This window comes from Vibrio sp. T9 (genome assembly GCF_003123985.1).
In the GTDB taxonomy this organism is placed as follows: Bacteria; Pseudomonadota; Gammaproteobacteria; order Enterobacterales; family Vibrionaceae; genus Vibrio; species Vibrio diabolicus.
In genome coordinates this window covers 295,903-318,473 of record NZ_NIGY01000004.1, presented here as the reverse complement: position 1 = coordinate 318,473, position 22,571 = coordinate 295,903, and the positions used below count along the sequence as shown (strand labels likewise).

The window sequence follows — 22,571 nt, the reverse complement described above, 5'->3', positions numbered from 1 at the left end:
ACTGATGTTAAGTAAATTTTTCATTCACCGGCCGAAGTTTGCTTTGGTGATCTCACTGGCGATGACATTGATGGGTATGATCGCCCTGAAAGTCTTGCCAATTTCTGAGTATCCTCAAATCTCTCCGACGGTAATTACGGTGAGCACCATGTATCCGGGTGCAAACGCGAACGTGGTTAAAAAGACGGTTGCACAGCCGATAGAAGCCAAAGTCAACGGCGTTGAAGACATGATTTACATGTCTTCTGTGATTGGTAACGATGGTTCATACACACTACGTATCTATTTTCGAGTGGGCGCAGATGGCGATATGGCGCAAGTTCGTGTGAACAACTTGGTGGCGCAAGCGACGTCTTCTCTTCCACAAGAAGTAAACCAAATCGGTGTGACGGTTAAGAAGAAATCTTCCGACATGTTGGGCGTTATTACACTGCGTTCTCCGAAACAGTCTCACGATAGTATCTACCTTTCTAACTACGCGGATCTCAATATTGTTGAGCGTCTAAAACGTATCGAAGGTATGAGTGACATTACGCTGCTGGGTAAGAAAGACTACTCAATGCGTATTTGGTTGAACCCAAATAAATTGGCCACCTTGAAGCTTTCTGCTAGCGATGTTATCGGCGCAATTAAAACGCAAAACATCCAAGTGGCGGCGGGTAAGATCGGTGGTATGCCAGCTCCGGGTGACCAGCAATATCAATATGTTTTGCAAACCAAAGGCCGCCTTACTTCTGCGGAAGAGTTCGAGAACATCATCATCCGTGCGAGCAAGAAAGGTTCTTTGATTCGCTTGAAAGATGTGGCTCGTGTCGAAGTTGGCGCACAAGGCTACGAAGCTGATGGTCGTATGAATAACGAACCAGCCGCCGTTCTGGCCTTGTACCAGTTGCCGACAGCGAACGCGCTAGACGTGATGGAACGCGTGAAAGAGGCCATGAAAGAGTACGAGAAATCGTTCCCAGATGATTTGGTCTACGACATCGCGTATGACTCTACCGAATACGTAGAGACGTCGATTGATGAAGTGTATGAGACGCTGGTGATTGCGGTACTTCTTGTAACCTTCGTTGTGTACGTTTTCTTGCAGAACTGGCGAGCGACCATCATTCCAACCTTAGCGATTCCGGTTTCCATCATTGCGACGTTCGCAATCATGGGCGTGATGGGCATGACCATTAACACGATCTCGTTGTTTGGCTTGATCCTCGCCATCGGTATCGTGGTGGACGATGCGATCATCGTGGTGGAGAACGTGGAGCGGGTTATCTATGAAGAGCATTTAGACCCGATTCCGGCCACGATCCAAGCCATGAAAGAAGTGACGGGTCCAGTATTGGCAACAACGCTTATTTTGTTGGCGGTATTCGTACCGGTTGCGCTATTGCCGGGTATTTCTGGTCGAATGTTCAACCAGTTCGCGGTCACCATCTGTGTGTCGGTGCTGATCTCTGCGATCAACGCATTAACGTTAACGCCAGCGCTTTGTGCGTTGATGTTGAAATCAACTCACTCGCAACCTATTGCGCCTTTGCGTGCGTTTAACCGAGGTTTTGAAGCAATAACGCGCAAATACCAAGGTTTAGTTGGCTTCTTGAGCCGTCGTATTGTGCTGAGTATCGGTGTGTATGGCGCGCTTATTGCAGTACTGGCGTTTGCGTTCATTACCGTACCTTCTTCTTTCGTACCGAACGAAGATAAAGGCGTGTTCATGGTCGAAATGCGTTTGCCAGATGCAGCAGCATTGCAGCGTACTGCGCCATTAATGAAGAAGTACGTTGATGAGCTAAAACAGATGGAAGGTGTGGAGAACGTGGTTTCTGTTGCGGGCTTCTCGGTAATTAACATGGCGTCGATTCCAAACTCGGGCATGTTGATCATCAAACTGGATAACTGGAGCAAACGTAAAGACCCTGAGCTACACCAACGCGCATTGATGAATAAAGTTAACCAAATGCTGAACTCAACGCCAGATGCCGCTTCGTTCGTTTTCGCGACGCCGGCAATCAAAGGCATGGGTGCGGTGGATGGTTTCAACCTTGTGCTGCAAGACAACTTGGGCCGTTCTCCACAAGAGTTGGCAAAAACAACCGCTGATTTTGTTGCCCAAATCAATCAACTGCCAGAAGTGGCGCGTGCGTTCTCGATTTTCCGTGCGAACATTCCGCAACGTTACATCGATATTGACCGCGATAAAGCGATTTCGATGGGCGTACCGTTGAATGAAATCTTCAGCACACTACAAGCACAGTTGGGCGGCGCCTACATTTCTGACTTCAACTTGTTTGGTCGTTCGTACCAAGTGAAAGTGCAAGCAGAAGAGCAATACCGTGACAACATCGACGACATCGACCATCTGTTTGTTCGTTCAAACTCTGGAAAAATGGTGTCACTGGCAACACTAGTGAAAGTGACGCCGATCTTCGGCCCTGATACCTTGTCGAACTACAACATGTTCAGTTCCGCAACCGTGAACGGTGCGCCAGCGCCAGGTTACAGCTCGGGTGATGTTGTAAAAGCCATTGAAAAACTGGCTGCGGAATCTTTGCCAAGTGGTTACTCGTACGAGTGGTCAGGCATGACTTACCAAGAGATGAAAGCAGGCAACATGGCGCCAATCGCGTTCGCATTGTCTTTGCTGTTCACCTACTTGTTCTTGGTGGCTCAGTACGAAAGTTGGACCATTCCTGCTGCGGTAATGATGGCGGTTCCAGTCGCGATTCTCGGCGCAATGGGCACGCTACTGCTGGTGGGACAACCGTTCGATTTGTATGTGCAGATTGGTGTGGTCATCTTGATCGGTATGTCCGCCAAAGTGGCGATTCTTATCGTGGAATTTGCCAAAGTTCTGCGAGAAGAAAAGGGCTTATCCATCATTGATGCTGCCAAAGAAGCTGCTCGAATCCGTTTCCGTGCAGTACAGATGACCGCATTCGCCTTCATCTGGGGGGTATTCCCGTTGGTGATTGCATCGGGTGCTGGTGCGGCATCTCGTCACTCACTGGGCTTTGCGGTATTCGGCGGCATGATTCTCTCTACGTTTGTAGGCACGTTACTGACGCCGGTGTTCTTCGTGATGATGCAATCTCTGCGCGAGAAGTTTAAGCGAAAGAAACCCACTGAACTTGAGGTGAGCGAGCAATAACGCTGATTTCAACTGACTGACTCCACAACACCCCCACGTTGTGTGCGATTGGCCAATGCCTTTCATTGATATACAACCACCGTCGCAGCGTGGGTTCCCCAAACAATAATAGGTTTTAGCATGAAAAATCTTTCAAAAATCGTCGTAGCGAGCTCTCTACTGACGTGTGCTGCTGCGCAAGCGGGTGGGTTATACCTTTACGAAACAACAGCATCGGATATTGGTTTGGCATCCGCTGGTATGGCGGCTCGTGCGCAAGATGCCTCAGTAATGGCTGCAAACCCGGCTGGTCTGGCGAATGTTTCTGGTAAATCTTTCTCTGGTAACCTGATTGGCCTTTACGGTGACGCGCAACTAGACACGATGACTGGCGATGCTGGCAACGTGATTGGTTTTGTTCCTATGGCGTCGGCATTTTACAGCCAACAAGTGAACGACAAATGGACGCTGGGTATTGGTTTATATGGCAACTACGGTCTTGGCCTCGAGTACGAAGGTCTTTTGGATAATCATTTAGATATTCCTACAGCAACGACGCAAGCCTTGACCATTCAACCTTCCGCTTCTTACCGCATCAATGATCACTGGTCTGTGGGTGCGGGGCTTGGTATTCAGTACGGTATGTATGAAGTAGAAGGGACGTTGGCTAGCTCTGGCGTGCATAAAAAATACTTAGACGAAGACCAAAATACTCAGGTTAATGGCCGAGTAGGTGTGCTTTATGAGGCAACACCAGGCACGCGTCTTGGTCTGTCTTACTCTTCTGAAACCGAATTTGAATTCGACAACAGCAACTCCATTGCTCCACAACAACTTATCTTCAGTGCTTACCACGAATTGAATGATGACCTAGCGGTGATGTGGAACGTGAACTGGCAAGACTGGAGCGAATACACAACCACGCTGAACGTAGAGACACAAGACAGTTACCAAATCGCATTGGGTACTCAGTACAAACTGAATGACAAAATGATGTGGAATGCAGGTTTTGCATTCGATACCAGCATGTATGAGAGCCAATCAAACGGTGATATTACCGTTCCTACTGGCAAGGCGTACCGCATTGGTACAGGCATTGATTACACATTGGATTCAGAAAACTCAATTGGTTTCGCGTTTGAAGCGATCTTGATGGAATCGTCAGAAACGCCAAGCTTACAAGCTGGCTTTGATGAGCCTGCTCTGTACTTCATGAGCATGAGCTACAACTGGAAAAACTAATCATTCCTAATCGCTAAAACGCCTTCCTTACAGGCCATTCTACCCTAACTACCTGCACTGGATGCTGTCACGCTATCTAAGGTAGTTAGGGCGCTTCTGTCACACCCAGTGAGTGATGATTTAAAAAGTATCTGCGCGGCTAAGTGCGGGTATTCAACATCTCAAAGGACTAAAAATGAAAAATAAACTAGCGTTAGTGTGTACGACTTTGTTGGTCAGTACGCTGGCTCATGGTGCCGAGCACCGAGTAAAAGACAATAAAAACAAGTTGGCGGATGACCCAACAAAAGTCATTACGAAATTTGGCGCGTCGTACGCAAACAACTACGATTTTGATGATCAAAACATCTCATTCTCGGGCTCACTTGCGCTTGACCAAGCGCGCAAAATTAACCTGCGTATCAATGATGATGCGAGCGAGTGGCGTATTGGTGGCTCGTGGTTGTTTCCGGTCGGTATCGTGAACTTCAACTTCGGTAAAAATGAATACGTAAACGGCGCGGATCAAACCAACTACAGCGTTGGTACCTTTATGCCGCTAAGTTATTTCGGGATTGAGCCAGCAGGCTTCCAAATTTTCCCAATGGCAGGCTATACGTACAACACTGGTGATGTTCCTGTTTGTGACGGTGCAGCAGGCAGCAACTGTAGCGAGCCTAACTTTACGGGCACTCCAAGTGCAGAGAATGGCTTCAATATGATGAGCTCTTCAGGCAGCAGCGGTTACGTTGGTGCATTTGCGCTGAAATCGTTTACCAAAGAGCTGACGTTAATCAGCTTCGCAGCAGGCACTTACGGCTCAGAAAACAGTGAAGGAGAGAACTACAAAGGCTTCTTTGGTGGTATCGGCCTTGGTTATCTCGTGAATAAACGTCACTCGTTTAACGTAATGACGTTTGTCATGGACAACAACACCTATTTAGATGAGGCAGATAGGCGCGTCGCATTATCTTACCAATATCAATTTGAGTAAATTGAAAACGCAGCAACGATGGCTGCGTTTTTACTTTGATGGAATAAATTAGTGAATCGCGTTCTTTTCTTCGATCTTTTTCTGATATTGGTGTTTTAATATATACATGCGCTTAACATCGCTATAGGCTCCGTTAATAAAGTATTCTTCTACTAAATGGCCTTCTTCAATAAAACCACATTTCTTATATAAATGAATAGCGACTTCATTATCCACTGCGACCAATAAGTATATTTTACGTAGATTAAGAATCGAGAAGGAGTAATCCAATGCTCGATTAATCATCTCTGTCGCATAACCTCGTCCTTGATGCTCTGGGGCGATGATTATCTGAAACTCAGCGCTTCGGTGAATGTAGTTGATCTCAATAAGTTCGACCAATCCAATCACTATGCCGTCTTCATCTTCAACCACAAAGCGTCTTTCTGCGTCATCATGTATATGTTTTCGGTAAAGTTCTTCGAGCTCATCATAAGATTCATAAGGCTCTTCGAACCAGTAGGCCATGATATTTCGGTTGTTATTTAGTTCGTGAATAAAGCGCAAATCAGAGCGTTCTAGTGCACGCATTTTTAGGCCTTTCTTCATCATTTATCTCCAATGAGGCGGAGTAAACCTCCGCAATTGATGCTAGAAAATCTTAACGTATTTAACAAGAATAGCGCATCTGTTTTTGGGAAATATTGTGGTTTTTTCAATATGGAAACTTAGAGTTCACGCCAAATAAAAATTAATCTTTACGATAAAAAATTCGATTAGGTGGTTTGCCTAATATCATATTAAATACCGCGCAACGACTTAGTGTCTTAATCTAAATAAACAAGGTATTCAATATGTTTTCAATCGGTGACGTAGTAGTAGCGACTAAAGGTATCGATCTTGGCGAAATGGTTGTTACAGGTTTAAGCAGTGGCGGTTTTTACACACACGTAAAAGCAGGCGAGAAAACGCTAACTTACCCAGCTAAAGATCTTAAGAAAGCATAATTAAATTTGCTCACTCTTATTTCTAAACTGGCTTAAAGTTCGTATTACTTATTTTAGGCGGGTTAGAATTTATAAAAGGTAGCGCAACAAGTCGCTACCTTTTTTATCACTCTCTTTTCTAGTTTTCTTCTGTTTTATGAACCTCAACACGGTTTCTACCGGTTTCTTTGGCTTTGTAAAGGGCTAAGTCGGCGCGTTTTACGAGTGGTTCAAACGAGTCATCCAAGCTACAGACTTGAGTTACACCAATACTAGCGGTAAAGCTCATATCACGACCTGAGTGTTGAATCGTCGTAGTTTCTAGCGCATTGCGAATCGTTTCTAATGTGTTTAGGGCTTCTTGCGATGAGCGGCTTCTTAGTACGATGGCAAACTCTTCACCGCCAACTCTGGCAAGTAAGTCACAGTCAAGTAGATGACTTTGAATGGTGTTGACTGCATGGATCAGCGATTTATCGCCAGCATCATGACCAAACCGATCATTAAGGCTCTTAAAGTTGTCTAAATCTAGAATAGCAACATGGAAGTCAATGCCTTGGGTACGGTATTCAGTCAAGCGGCTTTCGATTTGTCGCATGAATTCTCTGCGGTTTGGAATGCCAGTCAGATCATCCGTTGTGGCGAGATGCTCCATTTTCATAATTTGTATATGAAGAGCAATGTTTAAAGCAATCCAGTTAGCGATGCACTGAAGCTGTGCCGCTTGTTCGTTTGTATAAGTGTGCGTTTGATGATGTGCAACATTAAGCGTGCCCAAACAGACTTTACCGTGCATTAAAGGCGCATCCATACACGTCCCCATGCCATTGGATGCCAGCATCACACAATCGACCTCATCAGATTGAGTGACATCGTCACAGATCATCAGTTGTTGTTTTTTGAACACTCGGCCAACAAAAGCTCGGTGAATAGGTACCAAGAATTCAGCCGGAATCGCTTTATTACCAGAGAAAGAGTAGACCTTTAGATGATCATCATTTTCATAAAGCGTGATACTCGCGCGGTCGGAATTGAATATACGATTTATCCATTCTGCGACCGTATCGAGCACCTGCTGCAATGTTTCCGATTGAGCTAAAAAGTGAACAAACCCTATCGGCATACAGATCGGACTTTCCATGTTCTGCATCGATAAGTCATCAGGGTTAAAAGTTCTTTCAAGTCTCAATAGACATCTCCTTGCGATGTTGCAAATACCAACAATAAGTTACACGAAGCTATTTTCAAGAAAAATACGTTTCTACGTAAGATTATGGTTTATTTATCGCCATCTATGTGTGTTCAATTGCTTAATGTGGGCGTTAACTCACGCCTAAATGAATAAATGTTATACCTATTTATAAGTAGGTCATTACTCAATAAGGGGTGTTTTTGAGGTAGAACCAAAGAAGTAAGAAAGCCCTTCAGGGAAGAGAAGGGCAAAGAGGGTGAACTTAGGAAAGTAAATATGTAAGCAGTGAATTAATTATCTTTGTATTTCTGTAAAATCAACTGACTGATTTGCGCGATGAGCTGGTCTCTGGCTTGCAGTGATAGCTCGGTTTCTGTGACATAGATACTAATGTAAACAGGACGATGGTTTTCCTTCCATATGATTGCGTTAATACCACGCGAACCGTGACCACCCGCACCAGAGCGGTCGGCGATAGACCAACCTGTTGGTAATACTGAACGCATTAACGAGTCTGAAACCTTGTTGTCCTGCATCCAGATTTTTAATTGCACGCGAGACTCGTAAGACAACGTTTCTCCTTCAATCAAGGTTCGCAGAGTGTTTACCATGGCGTTAGGTGTGGTTGTGTCGCGGTTGTCTCCCGGTGTCGCTTCGTTCAAACGTGGTTCTAATCTATCTAGGCGCGTCGCTTTATCACCAATTGATCGCAGAAACATTGTCACGGCCTTAGGACCGCCGATTTCATTCAATACTAAGTTGGCAGCAGTATTATCACTCATCAACATCGCGGCTTCACAAGCGTGTTCTACGCGTGTGTTTTGGCCTGCGAGTTTGTCCATCACTGGAGACCACACAACGATGCTGCGCTCATCGACTTTCGCGGTCGCATTTTTACTTAGCTTACCGCTGTCCATATCACTTAGCATTGTGGCGCAAGCCAAGGTTTTGAATGTGCTCATGAGTGGGAAGCGTTCATCGCCACGGTAATCCCAGCGCTCATCGGTTTGCGTATCCCAAACCGAGACTCCAATTCTGCTTGAGGTTTGTTGTTCGATGAGAGAAATGTCTTCATTCAATTGGGAAGCGTAACTTAGGGTTGAGCAAACCATTAGCCCAGCCAACAAAAATAACTTTTTCATGCGTCGTGTTCTTCATTTTGGTTTTGGTTCGCACTGTGGCGATGTTACGCAAACTATAACGAGCGAATACTCTAACCACTGTTAAATCCATGTCGATTTTTTGTAGGATTCTGCGCAATACCTCCAAGTTTGTTGTTGACCTTAGGTATATTGTGGGTTTACTCAACTTTACGAATATTGACGTTGCATTACGCTAGAAAAACTAAACTAGAGTTGTCGTCAATTTAAGAGTGATGTTCATGAAAACTGTACGAAATTTTGTATGGATGATAATTACCGCCGTGTCTGTGTTGTGGTGGATGAGTGAACCGCAACTGCTTTCCTCGACCCAATTCTTCCAATGGCGCTCCGCGCTTATTCAATATTCTGGTGTTTTGTCGTTAGCTTTGATGTCTATTGCGATGGTGCTGGCGCTGCGCTTACCTGTGATAGAGCAATGGGTTCATGGCATGGACAAGGCATATCGAGTACACAAGTGGTTAGGTATAGCAGGCGTCAGTTTGGGTGTGATCCATTGGCTTATGTATAAAGTGCCGAAGTGGCTCGTTGCTGCTGGTTGGTTGGAAAAACCAGTAAAACACACTGGAGAGGGGCCATCAGGCAATAACTTCGTTGGTTTTGAGTTATGGGTTAAAGAACTGCGTGATGTAGGCTTGGATTTAGGTGAGTGGGGCTTTTATTTGCTATTGGTATTGCTGGCAGTGTCACTCTGGACTGTTGTTAAATACAAACCGTTTAAGTTATCCCATCGTTTAATGGCTGTGGTGTATTTGATGGTTGCTGTTCACTCCGTTTTGCTGATCAAGCACGCGTACTGGGGCGATCCCATTCATTTTATCGCTTTTGGTTTTGCATTGATGGGCTCTGCGGCTGCCGTTTATAGCTTGTTTGGCTTTGTCGGACGAGCGAATCGCTATCCCGCCAAAGTGGTGTCGACTCGCTACTTCCCTCAAGCGCGCGTGATGGAGCTGGTTTTGGCGCCAAGCAATAACGGTCAAGGAAAACCTTGGCAAGGACACAAAGCCGGGCAGTTTGCTTATGTTCGTTTTGGTAATGAAGATCCGCATCCGTTTACGATTGTTTCAGGTGAGCACGATCCAGAGATTCGCTTTTTGATCAAAGAGCTAGGCGATTTCACGACCAATTTGTACCAGCGCGTGAAAGCGAGCGATGAGGTTGTTGTTGAAGGACCGTATGGGCGTTTAGAGTTTGATGTCAACAAGCCGCAAGTTTGGGTTGCTGGTGGTGTCGGGATAGCGTCGTTCTTTGCTATCTTATCTTCATTGAAAGCGTTAAAAAGACATCCGCCAGTGCATTTGTTTTATTGTACACGTGGCTTAGATAGTCATTTAGTGGATGAACTGTGGAATGCTGCGCGTCAGGCACAAGTGAAACTGAACGTGATAGATACTGCGATTTCACCTCGACTTAATGTTGAACAAATTGCGAAGGAATGCGGCGATTTATCGCGTTATGAGTTTTATTTCTGTGGACCGGAGGTATTCTCTCGAACCCTGAAAAAAGAGTTAGAGGCATATCGTTTTGATACAGAACATCACTATCATGAAGAGCTGTTTGTGATGCGATAATCTAGCATTTGGGGCGAAATAAAAAGGAGCTGATATTAGCTCCTTTTGTATTTACATTTAACGTCTATGAACCGTGTTAATACGTTAATCCGGTCTCACTACAGTTCCACTTTTTTGACCATGCCGGCTTCTGCATGTCCGGGGATATTACACGCGAACTCTACATTTTTATCGCCATGGAAGTGCCACAAGAGTTGTTTCGCTTTGCCTGGTTCAACAGTGACAGCATTGCCGGAGTCATGCATGTGATCGCCAGACATGGTTTTCATCATTTCACGATGTTTAAGCTGTTCTTCTGCTGAGCCAATGGTAAATTCGTGATTGATTTTGCCTGTATTCATTACCACAAATTGAACCACATCATCCGGTTCTATTGTCACATCTTTTTTGAATGTAATTTTCATATCATCCGTTAAGAGTACATGAACGACTTTGTCTGGTTTTGCGCCATTTGCAGGCATACCAACCGCTGACATGCCCGGCATGCCGCTCATACCAGAATGATCCATTTTACCGTGGTCCATTTTTCCATGATCCATCGGCATTTTATCCATGTTCATGGAACCGTGATCCATTTGACCATGCTCCATATTTTCGTGGTTCATGTTTGAGTTATCCATTTGAGCAAATACGCCACTCGATACCATGGTTAGAGCAAGAGTGATAAGAGTCTTTTTCATGTTGATTTCCTTTACTATCAATTAGATATCGCGCCATTATTCTTCTGAATAATGGCGCTCGTTGTTATTTATCTTGGTGTTGAGTTGATTTCACTTCACGCTGTTTCCACAGCTTGAAGATGGCAGGTAACACAAGCAGCGTTAACAGCAGGGCAGAGGCCATGCCACCAATCATCGGTGCAGCGATGCGTTGCATCACTTCAGAGCCTGTCCCCTCGCCGTACATGATTGGAATAAGACCAATGATTACCGTTAATACGGTCATCATGACAGGCCGCACACGCAAGCCAGCGCCTTCGCGAATTGCGTCTGTAAGATCCCGTGCTTGAAGCGGTCGTTGTTTCTCTTCTGCATCCAGTTTTCGGTGGTGCCACGCTTGGTTGAGATACACCAGCATGATGACGCCTATCTCCACCGCAACGCCGGCGAGGGCGATAAACCCAACCCCCACGGCAATAGAGAAGTTGTAGTTCAGATAATGCATCAGCCATAAGCCACCAACCATTGCTAAAGGCAGCGTCAGCATGATGATCAGCACCTCACCTACACGGCGAAAGCTGAAGTAAAGTAGCATCATGATGATCGCAATAGTGATTGGTACTACGACACTTAAGCGGTCTTTGGCGCGTTCCATGTATTCGTACTGACCTGACCAAGACAGCGAATAACCCGCAGGTAATTCAAGTTGATCTGCTACTACTTGTTGTGCTTCCACGACGTATGAGCCTAGGTCACGACCTTCGATATCCACGAAAACCCAACCGTTTGGACGCGCGTTTTCGGTTTTGATCATCGGTGGACCATCTTCATAACGAATATCTGCCACATCTGCGAGTGCGATGCGTGCGCCGTTGGGAGTTACCAGTGGTAGGTTTTGCAGTTTAACAACCGAGTCACGGTAGTCTTGCGGATAGCGGACGTTAATCGGGTAGCGTTCCAAGCCTTCAATGGTTTCTCCAACATTCATACCACCGACAGCGGTTGAGATGACTTGCTGAACGTCTTTGATGCTCAATCCATATCTCGCAGCTGCGCGGCGTTTGATATCAATCGTTACGTAACGGCCACCCGCGACACGTTCCGCATATACAGATGAGGTGCCATGAACGCTATTAAGAATAGGTTCCAGCTGAGCACCAATTTTTTCGATCTCTTTCAGGTCTGGGCCTGCGATTTTGATCCCAATTGGCGTTTTAATGCCCGTCGCAAGCATGTCGATACGCGTTTTGATCGGCATTACCCAAGCGTTGGTGAGTCCTGGAAACTGAATCAGTTCATCGAACTCTTTGCGTAACGACTCTGTCGTCACGCCTTCACGCCATTGATCGTGAGGTTTTAGCTGAATAACAGTTTCAATCATAGTGAGTGGCGCAGGGTCGGTAGCCGTTTCTGCACGGCCAATCTTGCCCCAAACCGTTTTGACTTCCGGTACGGTTTTGATCAGTTTGTTAGTTTGCTGAACTAGTTCACGTGCTTTACCAATCGAGATTCCCGGATACGTAGTCGGCATGTACATCAAGTCGCCTTCATCCAATGGTGGGATGAACTCGCTACCCAGTTGACTGGTTGGATAGTAAGCTGACGCCATTAGACCTAAAGCGATAACGATCATACTCTTAGGATACTTGAGGCTGGTATTCAGTAACGGGCGATACAGCGCAATTAAGCCTCTATTTACTGGATTCTTATGCTCTGGTAATACGTTGCCACGGATGAAATAACCCATGAGCACAGGTACGAGGGTAATTGCCAAACCTGCCGCTGCGGCCATTGCATAAGTTTTAGTAAAGGCGAGAGGGGAGAACATCTTGCCCTCTTGACCTTCCAGTGCAAATACTGGCACAAAGCTTAACGTGATGATAAGCAGTGAGAAGAACAGGGGCGCGCCCACTTCTTCAGCGGCTTTGCCAATCACTTGCCAGCGGTTCTTATCCGTGAGAGGCGTTCGTTCAATATGCTTGTGGACGTTTTCTATCATTACGATGGCACCATCCACCATAGCACCGATGGCGATGGCAATCCCCCCGAGCGACATGATGTTGGCATTAATGCCTTGAGAATGCATGACGATAAACGCGGATAAAATACCGACGGGCAAGCTCAGTGCGATAACCAAAGATGAACGGATGTGAAATAGGAAAAGGGCACAAACAACCGCCACGACGATGAATTCTTCCGCCAATTTCTTCCACAAGTTTTCTACGGCAGCGTTAATCAGCGTGGAGCGATCGTAAGTAGGAACGATTTCTACACCATCCGGTAAGCTACGCTGTAAATCTTCAAGTTTGTCTTTTACTTTGCTGATGACTTCACTCGCGTTTTCGCCGAATCGCATGACAATAACGCCACCAACCGCTTCACCTTCGCCGTTAAGCTCAGAGATGCCGCGACGCATTTGCGGACCTAAGTTGATGTCAGCAATGTCGCCCAATAAGAGCGGTGTACCTTTCTCTGTCACTTTGAGCGGGAGTGATTCAATATCCTCAATACTCGTTAGGTAACCTGTAGTGCGAACCATATGTTCCGCTTCTGCTACTTCAACAACAGAGGCGCCCGTTTCCTGATTGCCGTTTTGGATCGCCATGTTCACTTGTTGCAGTGTCAGGTTGTAAGCACGTAGCTTAGCTGGGTCAATCTGAACTTGATATTGCTTCACCATACCGCCAACGGTTGCGACTTCAGAGACGCCATCGACGGTTTGCAGCTCATATTTCAAGAACCAGTCTTGCATACTGCGTAGATCAGCAAGATCATGGTTGCCAGTTTTATCTTGCAGTACATAGCTGTAGACCCAGCCCACACCCGTTGCATCTGGTCCTAATGTCGGTTTTGCACTCGGTGGTAATTTAGGTGCTACTTGGCTTAGGTACTCTAAAACGCGCGAACGTGCCCAATACATGTCGGTATCATCGTTAAAAATGATATAAACATATGAGTCACCAAAGAATGAATAACCACGAACGGTTTCTGCACCCGGTACGGCGAGCATCGCGGTGGTTAGCGGATAAGTAACTTGATCTTCCACCACTTGAGGTGCTTGGCCTGGGTAGCTTGTTTTGATGATCACTTGAACATCAGAAAGATCCGGAATGGCGTCTACAGGTGTATTCTTTACACTGTAAAGTCCGGTTAAAACAAGCGCTAAGGTAGCGATCAAAACCATGAAACGGTTTTTGATCGACCAGCGGATTATTGCTCCAATCATAGTTAGCCCTCAACCGCTTCAAGTTGCTTCAAGACGTAGTCAGCTCCTTGTTTTTCAACTAAAAACCGTACTTTCTGACCTTCTTTGAATCCGGATAGATCCACTTCATCACCCACAGAGAAGTTCATCTCTCCTGCCTCCCAGTTCCATTCTGTAACTGGGAGGTGGTTGAGAGTTATCATCCCAAAATCCGCCATCAACATGCTGATATCTCCGGTAATCCATACGTCAGTCACGACAACGCTGTCATCGGTTTTGTAGTCAACGACTTCATATTGACCGGACTCTGTTTTCTGAATTTCAAACTCGATAGCTTGGCCTTTTTGCAGAGTGCCCACATCAACGTCATCTGCGAGGGTAAAGTTCATGACCATACCCGGCCAATCCCACTCTGCTACGGGCTGATGATTAATGGTCAACATACGGTGATCTTTCATCACATCGGTGATTTCACCCTTAGCCCAAACTGTTTCTACTTTGGCTTCAGTAGGTGATGAAATACGGGATAGATCAGCCGTTTGGCTCGATTCCGAATCCAACATAAAGTGTGCAGAGGTTACGATGCGATCATCTTGAGACAGACCTTGCAGCACCTCGATTTTGTCGTCGGCTTCACGCCCAACTTTGATGCGCGTTGAGCGGTATTTACCATCGCCTTCAGACAACACGACTCGGGTCATACCGCCGGATCGAATAACGGAAGACTTAGGAATCGTCATAACTGCGTTATCAGTGACTGGTTGAAGGGCAATGTTGGCAAACATATTAGGTTTAAGATCGCCATTCGGGTTAGGGAACTTGAGGCGTACACGCAAGGTACGAGTTTTAGGATCCAGAATAGGGTATACGTAGTCGACAACCCCTTTCCATTCATTGCCTGGAATAGCATCAAGCGTCATAGTGGCGCTACTTCCTGCTTTCATCCAGTGCGCTTGGCGCTCAAATACTTCGGCATCCACCCATACATTTTCAAGTGGGCCCGCGCTGATCACCGCTTGAGCAGGGGATAGGTAACCACCTTCACGAACGTTCAAACTCGCGATGACGCCATCTTCCGGAGCTTTAATTTCAATAGTTTGCGATGCTTTCCCGCGTTGAGTGATGGCTCTGATTTGAGAGCGATCAACACCCAGTGTCACTAAACGTTCTGTCGCGCCTTTCACCAGGCCATTACGCCCAGTTCGGTAGGCGTTCAGCAGCTCTTCTTGTGCTTTGACTAGCTCAGGCGAATACAGCGTGAACAGCACATCGCCTTTGTTGACCTTTTCACCTACGGCATTGATGTAAAGCTTTTCAACCCAGCCGGCCACGCGAACGTTGGTTTGCCACAAATGACTTTCGTCAAACGCGATATAGCCGACAGTTTCAATCCGAGGTGAAAGTTGCTCTAAAGAGACTTGAGCAGTTTTTACACCTAAGTTGTTTTCAACTGATGGGTCAATTTTTACCGTGCCGGGTTTGTCTTGTTCACCTGCGAGATCTTCAGCGTACACTGGGATCAAGTCCATGCCCATTGGCGACTTACCCGGTTTGTCGCGCTTATAATTTGGATCCATCGGCGCAACCCAATAGAGTGGCTCGTTTGGGTTGCTCGAAGCGCTACCGCCTGTGCCGCTCATGTCGTGGTTTGCACCAGATAGGTACTGATTAACGCCAAACCCTAGTGCCCCGCCAACAAGCAGAGCGATGGTTGCTATCTTTATTGAATTTGAACTCATTCCTAATTCCTTATTTTCCCCATGAGGCATGACAGCGATGTTGATTGTTTATTGGTGTGCATTCGCCATCGTCCCCAAACTTGGGTTCTCTCATGTTTTTGTTTTAGTTCGCGCTTGCTTCAGGCGTGATGTTGGGTGTGGATACTTGATATTCGAAACCACCCAATAAAGCCGCTAAGTTGCTGTTTACGATGTTTAAATCGGTAATAAGACGTTGCTGTTCGATCTTTAGCGCCAGCTCGTCTGTGCTTGCCATGATCACGTCGTTAAACTGTGCGGTGTTGTTTTGATAACCCCTTTCTACCGCGTGAATACGAGCTTGAACTTGGGGAAGTAAGGTGGATTGATAACGCTCTAAACGCTGACTCAAGTTGGCGCGATCAACCAGCAATGTGTTGACCTTCGCGTTCATCTGAGTCAGTAACGTATCTTTTTGTGAGCGAGCAGCACCCACTTGATACTGAGCGGCGGCTAAGTTGCGGTCTTGGCGATTGCCAGTGAACAGGGGAATGTCCATTGTTAGATACGCGCTCACCAAATCCGATGCAGGTTCGCCTTTCATATTGTTGGCTTGACGATAGGCGTACATCACTTCCACACCGAATTGAGGCGTGTAAGCTTGCTCTGCAATGTCCACTTGAGTTTCATTGGCAGAGATACTTACGTCTGCCATTTTCACCATCGGGTGCTCACTCAACTGTTGGTAGTGCTTGGTCGTTTCGTTATTTGCAGACAACTTTTGGTTTAATGACGCCCAAGTCAGTGTGTTGCTGGCTTGAAGTGTTGAGCGTCCGTTTTGGGTATAGGTATTGAGCCAGTCCGAGCCCAACCATTCTGAGAGTTGCGAGACCAAACGGCGCTGCATTTGTGCGTTGGCTTGCAGCTTTTCATCCAACTTACTCACTTGAAGCTGTGCATTCAGTAAATCTTGCGCTTCGCTTTTGCCGATTGAGTAATTGGTTTGAATGAAGTTTTCCATTTCCGTCATGAGCCGACGGTTTTCTAACAAAATTTGCTCTGCTTTCTGCTGATAGCCCAACTCCAACCAAAGCTGAGTCATGCTGTTTGCCACTTCAAGCTCCCGTGCGTGAACTTGCAGAGACAAACCATCGGCTTGTTGATTGGCTTTCTTTTGTTGAAGGTTGAGCGTCGAGCCACGTTCGAATTGTTGCATCAAACCGACGGAGATATTGGTCATCGGATCCTCGTCAAATTTGAAGCTATCGACAGGCAAACCACCAAAACCGACTTTCAGTTTCGGGTCCATCAAGGTTGCGCTGGCTACGCCTGTTTCACGCATCGCTTCCGATTGAGCATAGAATTGCTTGCGGTTGCCATCGTTGCTCAACGCGATGCTAATGAGGTTTGCTAGCTCATTGGTTGATTGGGCTTGGATTGATTGAGCTTGCGCTTCTTGTTGTGCTTTCGTATTGGTTGGCGATTGCGCCACCACATTGAAAGCAGGTAGGGCAACCAGAGCCAGTGAGCATACTGGTGCCACTAAGCGATTTGGGTTGAATTCCATAATTTACATCCAAATTGATACCAAGCTCTTTTGCGTTTCGGATCGATTGAACCGAGCATGAGAGCGTTGGTATTTGCCAAACGGATGACGTACTTTTTTATCGCTAAATAGCAGGTAACAAATGAAATTACGAGCGAATAGCTGAGGTGAGCACGCTATCAGTTGGGCGCAAAGAAACTGCCTGCAAAGCGATGCAGGGTCGAATGCTTTGTATGGATTAAACTATCGGAGGCCGATACAAATCATGGGTGACTTGTACCACTGGTGCGGTAATTTCTGAGGCAATGGATGCGCGACAAGCCAATGGGGAGAGCTGGCTGTCAGTGACTGGTAATGGGACAAAAACGAATGAGCAAGATGCTGTACAGCAATTGTGGATCATCCCGGAGCCATCAATACAGCTCATGGTCATCTCTACAGAGTTGGAACTCAACGATGAGGCCATCTCCATGCTCATACTCGGTGAGCCGCAGTGATCGTTCTCGCTTGCCATTTCCGTCATGTGAGCTGACATCATGACATCACTCGACATCATTTTGATACTCATTAAAGGCGCGCTGTTAACCACGCTAGATACCAGTAGTATCAGCGTTGTACATAACGTTAGCCAAATTGTATGCAATGATTTCAGACGCATACGGTTTCCAGTCAAAATGAGCTTATATATCGAGTAACCCCTAAATAATAAAGGTTACCCTAGGGGTAAAGTCAAGGATTATACCGACCCCACTTCGAGATAATGAGTTCTACATCTTAAAGTCAATTGGACATATTAATCGCTAAGAAATATCTCGCTAGTGAGTTTTTTGTCACACGAACTTTCCATGGTAGGGTTTATCCTTATAGAATGTAAGGTTTAGTGTGCCTGCTTCGGGGGTTGTATGATAGAAATTGTCATCGATGGAAAATATAGAATTGTAGAAGAGGGGCTAACCCTTCTGGAAGCAGCCAAAGTGTGTGGGGTCGAAATCCCTTCACTGTGCGGAATGAACAAAAGTAACGAGAAAATTCCGTGTGATTTGTGCGTTGTCGAAGTGGAAAGAGGCGGAACTAAGCGCGCCTGTGATCTCAAAGTGTACCGAGGTCTCAATGTCGTCACACAATCAGAACAACTGAGTGAGCACCGCAGAAAAGCGCTCAACCGAATCATGACGGACCACTACGCAGACTGTGAAGCTCCATGCAAAACGGCGTGTCCTGCTGGGGTAGACATCCAATCTTATCTCTACCATATCTCGCAAAACGATCATCAAAAAGCGATTGAAGTTATTAAACGCACACTGCCAATGCCGTTATCGATTGGGCGTGTGTGTCCGGCATTCTGCGAAAGTGAGTGTCGCCGTTATTTGGTGGATGAGCCGATTGCCATTCGCCAACTCAAACGCCATGCCGCAGACGCAGATCTAGTGGCGCATGAAGCGTATGTCCCAGAGAAAAAACCAGCGAAGCATCGCAAGATCGCCGTTGTTGGTAGTGGCCCCGGTGGCTTAACGGCAGGTTATTACTTGTCGAATGAAGGTTATGACGTCACCGTATTTGAGTCCATGCCCAAAGCAGGCGGTTGGCTACGCTACGGCATTCCTGAATATCGCCTACCCAAAGACATTCTAGACAAAGAAATCGAACTGATGTGCCGCAACGGTATGCAAGTTGAAACCAACAAAAAGCTTGGTGTTGATTTCACGCTGTCGCAATTGAGTGAAGACTACGATGCCGTCTGTTTGGCTGTGGGGGCGTCTCAAGCGGTAGAAATGAATTATCCTGGTAGCGACTTGGACGGCTGTTATCTCGGTGTTGATTACCTGAAAGATTACGTTACAGGACAAAACTACGTTACGGGCAAAAAAGTTGCCGTGATTGGTGGTGGTAACACTGCGATCGACTGTGCGCGTACGGCGCGTCGTGCGGGTGCCGATACCACTTTGATCTATCGTCGAACTCGCGACGAAATGCCAGCCGAAGACTACGAAATCGTCGAAGCTGAACATGAGGGTGTGAAGTTCCATTTCTTAACGAATCCGGCGGAAAACATCGCGGATGAAAACGGCCGCGTGAAGGCAATTCGATTAGAACGAATGGCGTTAGGTGAGCCAGATGCGTCTGGTCGTCGTAGTCCGAAACCAACAGGTGAGTTCTTTACTGAAGCATTTGATACAGTGATTGCAGCGGTATCGCAAAAGCCGGAGCTCAGCTTCTTAGAAAACGATGATTTGTCTATTCCACTAACACGTTGGAACACATCTGAATCCGATGCTCAAACCATGCACACGGGTACGGGCAATATCTTCAGTATCGGTGATTTTCGTCGTGGTCCTGCAACAGCGGTTGAAGCGGTGGGCGATGGGCGAGTTGCGGCAAAAGCGATTGATCTGTTCCTCAATGGCGATATGGCGGACATGCCGAAACCTGCGTTCAACTCTCGTAAAGAGAAAAAACTGGCGCAGGTTGACCCACTTCATTTCGAAAATATCCAAAAAGTTGCTCGTTCAATCATGCCGGAGTTGACTCCAGCGCAGCGTGAGCAGAGTTTTGCTGAAGTGGAACTGGGCTTTGATAACGAAGAGGCCATGAAAGAAGCGGCGCGCTGCTTAGAGTGTGGTTGCCAAGCGAATACCGACTGTGCCTTGCGAGATTACTCAACGGAATATCATGCCGAGCAACATTTCGATGTTTCCGTGGACGTTTCCTCTGCTAGCGTGATTGGTCATCAAGATTGGCTCGATTTGCGAGCGAAAGATCTTCGTCATAAATACGAAGTAGACCGCAGCTCTGAGTTCATTGAATTTGATGCTAACCGCTGCATCAGTTGTGGTCAGTGTATTCAAGCATGCCGTGAGCAAGCGGTACATGGTGTGTTGAGTTTTGTGTCGGATAAAAATGGCCGACCAGCTTTACGACCAGATGATCGTCCACGATTCCGCTCCGATGAAAAAGGCGCAAGTTGCAGCGGTTTGACGCTCATGGGCGATTCAAAATGCGTGCAATGTGGGGCGTGTGTTCAGGCATGTCCAACGGGCGCGATGGTGGACAGCCGTGACCGCTCTCAAGGCAGAACCGAACACCTAAAAGCCGTCGACACCATTTGTACCTATTGTGGTGTGGGTTGTAAGTTGACCATGTTTGTCGATGAGCAACAAAACAAAATCCGCTATGTAAAAGGTGCGGATTCGCCAGTTAACCAAGGTATGCTGTGCGTGAAAGGCCGTTTCGGTTTTGATTTCATTAGCAGCGAAGAGCGTTTAACGACACCACTGATTCGTAAAGATGGTTGGTTGCAGCCAGCAAGTTGGGACGAAGCGATTCAGCTCGTGGCTTCGAAGCTTTCGACGATCAAGCAAGATTTTGGTAGCAACGCACTGGCCGGATTCTCTTCAGCGAAAACCACTAACGAAGATAACTACGCATTTCAAAAATTCATCCGTCGTGAACTTGGTACGAACAACGTTGATCACTGCGCACGTTTGTGTCACGCATCAAGTGTGACAGGGCTTGAAGCATCGTTGGGGAGTGGTGCGATGACCAACGACATTCCAAGCATTAAGCATTCCGATGTGATCTTTATTATCGGTTCTGACACCACATCTGCGCACCCGATCATCGCTTCGCACATCAAGCAGGCGATTCGTCATCACGGGGCACGCTTGATTGTGGCAGACCCGAAACGAGTAGACATGGCCGAACATGCAGAGCTGTACTTAGCGCATCGTCCGGGCACGGATGTTATGTTGCTCAACGGCGTGATGCAGCAAATCATCAAAAATGGTTGGTACGATCAAGAATACATCGAAGAGCGCGTCGACGGCTTTGATACCTTGCTTCAAGAGGTGATGTCGCCAGCGTACAACCTCGACAAAGTTGAGTTAGTGACGGGCGTAAAAGCGGACGATATTTTCGCGATGGCGCGAATGATTGGTACGGCAAAACGCACGGCGGTGTATTACTCAATGGGTATTACCCAGCATACAACAGGGCACGACAACGTTCGTTCGATTGCAAACCTGCAATTGTTGTGTGGCAACATCGGTATTGAGGGTGGTGGTATTAACCCACTGCGCGGTCAATCAAACGTACAAGGTGCGTGTGATATGGGCGCTTTGCCGAACTGTTATCCGGGATATCAAAAAGTGTATAACCCGATTGTTCGTCAGAAATTCGCGATTGAGTGGGATGCGCCGAATTTACCTTCTGAGCAAGGGCTTACCCTAACGGAAATCATCGATGCGGCGTGCAAACGAGAAGTTCGTGGGATGTACATCATGGGCGAAAACCCAGTACTGAGTGATCCAAACCAAGCTCACGTGATTGAAGGGTTGGAAGCTCTCGACTTCTTGGTCGTGCAAGACATCTTCCTCACCGAGACGGCGCAGTATGCCGATGTGGTATTGCCTTCTTGTTCATTTGCGGAAAAATCCGGTCACTTCACCAATACTGAGCGACGCGTGCAGCGCGTTAATGCGGCAGTGAAAGCGCCGGGTGAGGCGAAAGAAGATTGGTGGATCATTCAGTCGATCGCAAATGCGATGGGCAGCGATTGGCATTACCAGTGCGTTTCTGAAATCACTAGCGAAATCGCGCGTGTAACGCCGCAATATGCAGGGTTGCGTTGGGACGCGATCACGCCGAACGGTGTTCAATGGCCAAGTAACAAGAACAATCCAAACGGTACTCGTATCATGCACCAAACCCAATTTACCCGAGGGAAAGGGCAAATGGTGGGCGTGCCGTTCCGTTATGCAGCCGAGTTGCCTGATGAAGAGTATCCTTTGGTGCTTACAACAGGGCGTGTGCTAGAACAGTTCCACACCGGTACGATGACACGCAAAACGAAAGGGTTGGATAACCTTGCTGGGCCAAGAGCGATGATCAGTGTTGAAGATGCCGAAGTAATTGGTATCCATAATGGTCAGCGCCTAAAAGTGTCGACTCGTCGTGGCAGTATCGAAATTGATGCGTTTGTGACCAAGCGAATGCAAAAAGGCGTCGTGTTTATCCCGTTCCATTTCGTTGAGTCGCCAGTCAACCGCTTGACGACTACGGCAACGGACCCGCATGCGAAAATTCCTGAATTCAAAGTAGCAGCGGTTAAGGTTGAAATCAGTGAAACGGCCGGTCAACCAGAGCCTGTCGAGGAGGCGGTACACCACGTCTAACATCAACGCTTCACGCACTGGCGAGTTGAGAAATTGCATTTAAGCTTATGATATGTAATAGCGAAA

General features: G+C 46.8%; 14 protein-coding genes. 6 read left to right on the top strand and 8 right to left on the bottom strand.

What is annotated here, in order from left to right; all coding sequences use genetic code 11:
- Positions 1–4 precede the first annotated feature (4 nt).
- The 3 genes from vmeQ (at position 5) to CBX98_RS10260 (ending at position 5,339) form a co-directional block, all read left to right on the top strand.
- Positions 5–3,145: an efflux RND transporter permease subunit VmeQ gene (gene vmeQ, locus CBX98_RS10270; protein ID WP_109169140.1), complete on the top strand. Its 3,141-nt coding sequence runs from the start codon at positions 5–7 to the stop codon at positions 3,143–3,145.
- Between the two features lie 120 nt (positions 3,146–3,265).
- Positions 3,266–4,366 carry an outer membrane protein transport protein gene (locus CBX98_RS10265; RefSeq protein ID WP_109169139.1) on the top strand — a complete coding sequence of 367 codons (1,101 nt, stop codon included), beginning with the start codon at positions 3,266–3,268 and terminating at the stop codon, positions 4,364–4,366.
- Positions 4,367–4,541: 175 nt separating this feature from the next.
- The gene (locus CBX98_RS10260; RefSeq protein ID WP_046873738.1) at positions 4,542–5,339 is read left to right on the top strand and encodes a hypothetical protein; all 798 of its coding nucleotides are present in this window, start codon (positions 4,542–4,544) and stop codon (positions 5,337–5,339) included.
- Between the two features lie 48 nt (positions 5,340–5,387).
- Here CBX98_RS10260 and speG read toward each other — a convergent pair whose 3' ends face one another.
- Entirely contained in the window at positions 5,388–5,927 is a 540-nt protein-coding gene (gene speG / locus CBX98_RS10255) for a spermidine N1-acetyltransferase (protein ID WP_041853120.1), read from the bottom strand.
- A gap of 245 nt (positions 5,928–6,172) precedes the next feature.
- Here speG and CBX98_RS10250 point away from each other — a divergent pair, with 245 nt between their 5' ends.
- Positions 6,173–6,325 (top strand): hypothetical protein, encoded by a 153-nt coding sequence (locus CBX98_RS10250; RefSeq protein ID WP_005375418.1) that lies wholly within the window; start codon positions 6,173–6,175, stop codon positions 6,323–6,325.
- 118 nt (positions 6,326–6,443) lie between these two features.
- Here the strand turns inward: CBX98_RS10250 and CBX98_RS10245 are convergent, their stop codons facing one another.
- Positions 6,444–7,445, bottom strand: coding sequence for a sensor domain-containing diguanylate cyclase (locus CBX98_RS10245; protein WP_226977544.1), 1,002 nt, complete (start codon positions 7,443–7,445; stop codon positions 6,444–6,446).
- 341 nt (positions 7,446–7,786) lie between these two features.
- Positions 7,787–8,638, bottom strand: coding sequence for a CARB family carbenicillin-hydrolyzing class A beta-lactamase (gene blaCARB / locus CBX98_RS10240; protein WP_053809595.1), 852 nt, complete (start codon positions 8,636–8,638; stop codon positions 7,787–7,789).
- Positions 8,639–8,877: 239 nt separating this feature from the next.
- Here blaCARB and CBX98_RS10235 point away from each other — a divergent pair, with 239 nt between their 5' ends.
- On the top strand, positions 8,878–10,227 hold the full coding sequence (locus CBX98_RS10235; RefSeq protein WP_172605952.1) for a ferric reductase-like transmembrane domain-containing protein: 1,350 nt from the start codon (positions 8,878–8,880) through the stop codon (positions 10,225–10,227).
- A gap of 98 nt (positions 10,228–10,325) precedes the next feature.
- On the opposite strand, the gene CBX98_RS10230 is transcribed toward CBX98_RS10235, so the two are convergent.
- The 5 genes from CBX98_RS10230 to CBX98_RS10205 all read right to left on the bottom strand — a co-directional run bounded on the left by CBX98_RS10230 (position 10,326) and on the right by CBX98_RS10205 (position 17,992).
- The gene (locus tag CBX98_RS10230; protein WP_053313544.1) at positions 10,326–10,907 is read right to left on the bottom strand and encodes a cupredoxin family protein; all 582 of its coding nucleotides are present in this window, start codon (positions 10,905–10,907) and stop codon (positions 10,326–10,328) included.
- Positions 10,908–10,971: 64 nt separating this feature from the next.
- Positions 10,972–14,112, bottom strand: a complete 3,141-nt coding sequence (locus CBX98_RS10225) for an efflux RND transporter permease subunit (RefSeq protein WP_109169137.1) — start codon at positions 14,110–14,112, stop codon at positions 10,972–10,974.
- Positions 14,113–14,114: 2 nt separating this feature from the next.
- The gene (locus tag CBX98_RS10220) at positions 14,115–15,830 is read right to left on the bottom strand and encodes an efflux RND transporter periplasmic adaptor subunit (protein WP_109169136.1); all 1,716 of its coding nucleotides are present in this window, start codon (positions 15,828–15,830) and stop codon (positions 14,115–14,117) included.
- 103 nt (positions 15,831–15,933) lie between these two features.
- Complete coding sequence (locus CBX98_RS10215; RefSeq protein ID WP_172605951.1) at positions 15,934–17,355, bottom strand: TolC family protein; 1,422 nt, start codon at positions 17,353–17,355, stop codon at positions 15,934–15,936.
- Between the two features lie 217 nt (positions 17,356–17,572).
- Positions 17,573–17,992 carry a hypothetical protein gene (locus CBX98_RS10205; protein ID WP_109169135.1) on the bottom strand — a complete coding sequence of 140 codons (420 nt, stop codon included), beginning with the start codon at positions 17,990–17,992 and terminating at the stop codon, positions 17,573–17,575.
- 244 nt (positions 17,993–18,236) lie between these two features.
- Here CBX98_RS10205 and fdhF point away from each other — a divergent pair, with 244 nt between their 5' ends.
- Positions 18,237–22,505, top strand: a complete 4,269-nt coding sequence (gene fdhF / locus CBX98_RS10200) for a formate dehydrogenase subunit alpha (protein ID WP_109169134.1) — start codon at positions 18,237–18,239, stop codon at positions 22,503–22,505.
- Positions 22,506–22,571: the final 66 nt, after the last annotated feature.

Bases quoted from the DNA above. Each gene is read 5' to 3' on its own strand.
- vmeQ (WP_109169140.1), top strand. From the start codon at position 5: ATGTTAAGTAAATTTTTCATTCACCGGCCGAAGTTTGCTTTGGTGATC.
- CBX98_RS10265 (WP_109169139.1), top strand. From the start codon at position 3,266: ATGAAAAATCTTTCAAAAATCGTCGTAGCGAGCTCTCTACTGACGTGT.
- CBX98_RS10260 (WP_046873738.1), top strand. From the start codon at position 4,542: ATGAAAAATAAACTAGCGTTAGTGTGTACGACTTTGTTGGTCAGTACG.
- speG (WP_041853120.1), bottom strand. From the start codon at position 5,927: ATGAAGAAAGGCCTAAAAATGCGTGCACTAGAACGCTCTGATTTGCGC.
- CBX98_RS10250 (WP_005375418.1), top strand. From the start codon at position 6,173: ATGTTTTCAATCGGTGACGTAGTAGTAGCGACTAAAGGTATCGATCTT.
- CBX98_RS10245 (WP_226977544.1), bottom strand. From the start codon at position 7,445: ATGGAAAGTCCGATCTGTATGCCGATAGGGTTTGTTCACTTTTTAGCT.
- blaCARB (WP_053809595.1), bottom strand. From the start codon at position 8,638: ATGAAAAAGTTATTTTTGTTGGCTGGGCTAATGGTTTGCTCAACCCTA.
- CBX98_RS10235 (WP_172605952.1), top strand. From the start codon at position 8,878: ATGAAAACTGTACGAAATTTTGTATGGATGATAATTACCGCCGTGTCT.
- CBX98_RS10230 (WP_053313544.1), bottom strand. From the start codon at position 10,907: ATGAAAAAGACTCTTATCACTCTTGCTCTAACCATGGTATCGAGTGGC.
- CBX98_RS10225 (WP_109169137.1), bottom strand. From the start codon at position 14,112: ATGATTGGAGCAATAATCCGCTGGTCGATCAAAAACCGTTTCATGGTT.
- CBX98_RS10220 (WP_109169136.1), bottom strand. From the start codon at position 15,830: ATGAGTTCAAATTCAATAAAGATAGCAACCATCGCTCTGCTTGTTGGC.
- CBX98_RS10215 (WP_172605951.1), bottom strand. From the start codon at position 17,355: ATGGAATTCAACCCAAATCGCTTAGTGGCACCAGTATGCTCACTGGCT.
- CBX98_RS10205 (WP_109169135.1), bottom strand. From the start codon at position 17,992: ATGCGTCTGAAATCATTGCATACAATTTGGCTAACGTTATGTACAACG.
- fdhF (WP_109169134.1), top strand. From the start codon at position 18,237: ATGATAGAAATTGTCATCGATGGAAAATATAGAATTGTAGAAGAGGGG.